The organism is Streptomyces sp. NPDC001027, assembly GCF_040299045.1.
In the GTDB taxonomy this organism is placed as follows: Bacteria; Actinomycetota; Actinomycetes; order Streptomycetales; family Streptomycetaceae; genus Streptomyces.
On sequence record NZ_JBEPBI010000419.1, the window covers coordinates 1 to 4,297 of the forward strand.

3 protein-coding genes are annotated in these 4,297 nt (G+C 69.9%); all 3 read left to right on the top strand.

Features of this window, described 5'->3' with window-relative positions:
* Positions 1–104: 104 nt before the first annotated feature.
* The 3 genes from ABT300_RS41925 to ABT300_RS41935 all read left to right on the top strand — a co-directional run bounded on the left by ABT300_RS41925 (position 105) and on the right by ABT300_RS41935 (position 3,998).
* Positions 105–1,916, top strand: coding sequence for a Mus7/MMS22 family protein (locus tag ABT300_RS41925; RefSeq protein ID WP_351687825.1), 1,812 nt, complete (start codon positions 105–107; stop codon positions 1,914–1,916).
* Between the two features lie 559 nt (positions 1,917–2,475).
* Positions 2,476–2,700 carry a hypothetical protein gene (locus ABT300_RS41930; RefSeq protein WP_351687828.1) on the top strand — a complete coding sequence of 75 codons (225 nt, stop codon included), beginning with the start codon at positions 2,476–2,478 and terminating at the stop codon, positions 2,698–2,700.
* Between the two features lie 191 nt (positions 2,701–2,891).
* On the top strand, positions 2,892–3,998 hold the full coding sequence (locus ABT300_RS41935; RefSeq protein WP_351687831.1) for a hypothetical protein: 1,107 nt from the start codon (positions 2,892–2,894) through the stop codon (positions 3,996–3,998).
* Positions 3,999–4,297: the final 299 nt, after the last annotated feature.

A 4,297-nucleotide genomic window follows, 5' to 3' on the forward strand; every position in this document is an offset into this window, starting at 1 on the left:
AGCGGGTACTTCCTCGGGGCAGGCATCGTCTGGGCTCCTCTCATGAAACCCATCTGACCCTCTGTCAACACATCCCGCATCTCGGGGGAAGCTCAATCGCCGCAGTGCCCTCGCTGACCGCCCTGCTGGCCCTGGCCGACGCGCTGGAGCCGAACGCCCACCGCCGACTGCGGCATGGGCTGGTGAAGTCAGCAGGGGCCTGTCCCTCCTTCAGCGCCGCCAGCGTCGCCGACGCGCTGCGCCGGCGCCACCCCGGCTGGATGGCGCAGGCGCTGCTGGAAGGCGTGGCGCAACGGCATGAAGACCTCGTTGCTGAGCAGATGCTGGAACTGCACCGGCACGGGCCGCACCCCTACGCGCAACTCCTGCTGCTCGTCACGGTTGCCCTCCCCGGCCATGTGGCGCGCACCGCGGCGGCGTTGTGGGAGCGCGGTTTGAGCGAGGACGCGGTGTGGCTGTGGACCCGGCATGCCAAGACGTCGTCGGCCGATGAACTGGCGAGCACCGTGTGCCAATCTCCCGCGGGCTGCGTGCCGGAGCTCATCCGCTGTTGCGTCCACACGGTCGCCCCGGGCCAGGCGGCAGAACTCATCAGCGCCCTGGTCCACCGCGCCCACGAGCATCTGGCCTTGAACGTACTGTCCGAGGCCGCCACCGCAGCGCCCGACTGGATCCTCGCCTGCGCCGCGGCACTCGAGAGCAAAGGCCGCACGTGGCAGGCCGCCTGGCTGCGTCAGCGCGCTCACTCCCCCGACGACGCACCCGCCTGGCCGCCTTACGAGAACGCGGCCGAAGCCGCTTCGGCCACCTCGCACCTGTACAACACGGGCCACAGCGCCCAGGCGGACGAGATGCTCACCCAACTGCTCGACCTCAGCATCGCGAAGAACACCGCCACCTCCGTACCGGTGCACGACCTGCTGAGCCTCCTGAACGAAGTACCGGCCCGCGCCCGGCAGCGGCTGCTGACAGGCATCGTCGACCTGCCCGACCTCGTCGGCACCGCCACCCCCGCATACATCAGTCACCTGCTGCAGTTCCTTACCCAATCACCCGCCCTGCGCGCCCGCCTGCTGGCGCTGCCCGCATACGGCCAGATCAGCCACGTCCAGGCACTGCTCACAGCGATGGACACCCTCGACCCGACAGACCCCGTACGCCAGGAGATCCTCGACGTCAGCGTCTGTCTCCGCGACATGCTGGATCTCACCGGCATCGCCCGTCGCATCCTCGCCGACGGAAGAAAACCGACCGCGCACCACCTGATCTGGCATGCCCTGCGCCGACGCCCCCTGGACGACCTCCCACCCCTGGTCCGGCTTGCCGTCACCCACAACCTGGCCAACCGCCAGGAAATCCACGCCCTCCTGCACCAGTTCCACCGCGGCACCGAAGACGAGATCCTCGCCTGCCTGGACGAAGCCTTCCGCCCCGAGTTCCACCTCCAGGTCCCCCGCAGGGGATCCGGCTCCACCCTCGTCATCCCGCCGCATCTGCACGAAATGATCGCCCTGCACGCCGCCCAGACCGACCTCGCCTGCGGCGTCATAGTCGGCCCGCGCACCTCTCAGCGCCTGACCAACTGCTATCCCCTCAACCCCGCACCCAAGCTTCCCGTCCTCACCGACAAACCGCGCCCCGTTGCCGATACCAGCCACCTGCTGCGCGACAGCGAAGAGATCAAGGCCGTCTACTACTGCGTCCCCACCTCCATCCCCTACCCCTCACCCGCAGACATCGCCCGCGTCACCCCCTCCGCCAAGCACTACCTCATCGTCACCTCCACCCACACCCTCACAGACCAAGGCCCCGCCAACACCATCGACACCCTCCGCGCCTTCACCCTCCACCGCAACACCATCCAGGAAAGGAAAGTACTGGTCGCACCAGACGACACACCCCCCTTCACGTCATAGACCCCCCACGACCCGGCCCGGTACGAACGCGCCGCCGCTCAACACACGGATGCCAGCACCCCGACCATCCCCGAAACACCGCGACCGGCGAGAACCCCTTTCCCAGCCACCCAGACTGCCCTGAGCGCCTCCAGCGTCCTGTCTGCCGGCACGTCGCCTCACTACCTCAGTTCGCTGCTGTCCGGATCCCGGCTTGCGGCCCTACAGGGTGAAGGAGCCCTGCCCGCCAGGACGAGACGCAAGCACCTGATACCTGGTCATTGACGGGACGGCGCGCCTCACGCTCAGTTGTCGTCGCATCGGCGCGATTTCGGGTCGAGCGTCGATGGATGTCTGGCCGGTCGGGATGCCGGTCCGGCAACTCTGCGAGCTGCGGCTTTCTTCGATCGTGCGTCTTACGGCAAGCACGCCGGGCCTTCGAATCTGGTGACGTCGCGCTCGCCGCGCAGCCTGCACAGGGGCAGTCGGCGCACGCGTTGCCATCGGCTTGCTCTGCCTTCGCGCTGCCCGACTGCGCGTGGGCCGGTGAGCCGCCGTCACAGAAGAGAGGGAGCCCGTTGTGCCGATCGATCTGTCTGCAGTCGTGGTCCTGGCGCCGGGGGGCCTGGCGGTCCACATCGCCCACCGCAGGCCCGACATGGGCCAGGCCCTGGGCCTGGGCGCCGTCATCGTCACCCTCCTGCTGCTCCTGCTCCAGCCCACCGCCGCCGGCGACGCGGCCCAGGCGCGCGAACACCCTGCAGCCGGCCAGACGGGCGACGTCTGCGCCCCGCACGGGCGGTGAACCGGGCAGGCGACCGGCACACCGAGAGGCCGCAGCCATGGGTGGATTGCCGAAAACGCCCGATGCGGCGAAAGGGTTCGCGAGAGGCTTGTCGCCATTTCGTCGGCCTCGTGCCCGAAGCACAGAGGCGGACCGCCAGGAAACCGGCGCAGCCGATTGGCAGCAGCGCCGCCAGAGAGGGGGAAGACACGATGGAAGGCGAGCAGGAGCCGCTCGGTGAGGATCCCGCGGCGCCCGCGCCCCCGGGACCAGCCGAACAGTCGCGCGGGAGCGGGGACCGGGCGGAGCTGACGGCCTGGTGCCGGCATGTGTGCGCGCTGGTGGACGAAGCGTTCGCCACACGCCGGGCAGCGGCCGACGCCTTGAACATGCGGCCCGACGCGCTCTCGCGCCGCCTCAACGGCAAGGGGCACTCCCTGGGTGAGATCCGGATGCCCGAGAGGAGTTTCGTCGACCAGGTCCTCAAGGCGTGCGCACGCCAGGGCGTGACGGTGACGGAGGGCGTGCGCAGCCAGACACGTCGCCTGTACATGACGGCCCTCGAGGTCACTCACCCGGCGCGGTACCGGGCCTGCCGGCAACAGGACGACCTGGCGCTGGCGCAGGCGCGCTGCGAAGAACTCACCGCTCTCCTGGCCGACCGGGAAGCCCGGTACGTCCAGGAGGCCGCGAGCCACCGTGAGGACAGGCAGCGCCTGGCCGACCAGGCGGCGGCCGCCGAGGCGGCATGCGCCGCCCAGCAACGGCAGGCCGCCGATGTGATCTCGGCGAAAGAGAACATGATCATGCAGCTGACCGCGCAGCTGGCGTCGGAACGCCGTCTGCGCCTGGCCTGCGAGAGCACCGTCCGCGCCCTGCGGGAGGAACTGCTCGAACTGCGCGACGCGCTGGCGCAGGCCGATGAGGAGCGCGGGCGGCGTGAGCGTGAGGAGGCCGTCCTGGCCGAGGCGATCGCCGTCACCGAACGCGCTCTCCACGCCGAGCCCGCCCCCCTCGCGGCGGAGGAACCGGCCGCCGCTGCCGAGAGCACCAGCCGGAAGACAGCCCTGGCCGCATTCGCCGGCATCATGCTCACGGCGCTCGGCATCACCGTCCTGGGCCTGCACTTCGCCTCCGCCGACACCGGTGCCCGCCACACGGTCGTCGACGCCTTCCGCCACAGCGACATCGCCCCCTACGCCGGGGGCGCCGCCTGCTTCCTCGGCGTACTCATCCTCTTCGGCAGCCTGGTCTCCTACCTCGACCCCAACGGCGAAATCGCCGCCTCCGACGACGTCACCTTCGCCACCTGGATCTGACCCGCGCAGGCAGCCGGTCACAGAACCCGGCGCCGGTTGCGGTGACGAGGGCGGCGAGCGCCAGCACCGCGACAGCGCTGATATTGCGTTTCATCCTGCTGGCCGGACAGGGGCGGCCGGCGGCGCTGGAGTGTCGATCGGTCATGGCCCCACGGTGTCGCACCAGGCGGTGCCGGGTCGGTAGTGGGAACCCACCGGCCGGACGGGGGGTGCCTCTATGTCTTTCGTCAAGCGGTGCGGGGGCTTCTCGGCTGGTAGAAGGTTCCGTCGCGGAGCATGGCGAACAGGACGCTGATGCG

What these genes read in the sequence shown, in the direction of transcription:
- ABT300_RS41935 (WP_351687831.1), top strand. Translation starts at nt 2,892, where the DNA reads ATGGAAGGCGAGCAGGAGCCGCTCGGTGAGGATCCCGCGGCGCCCGCG.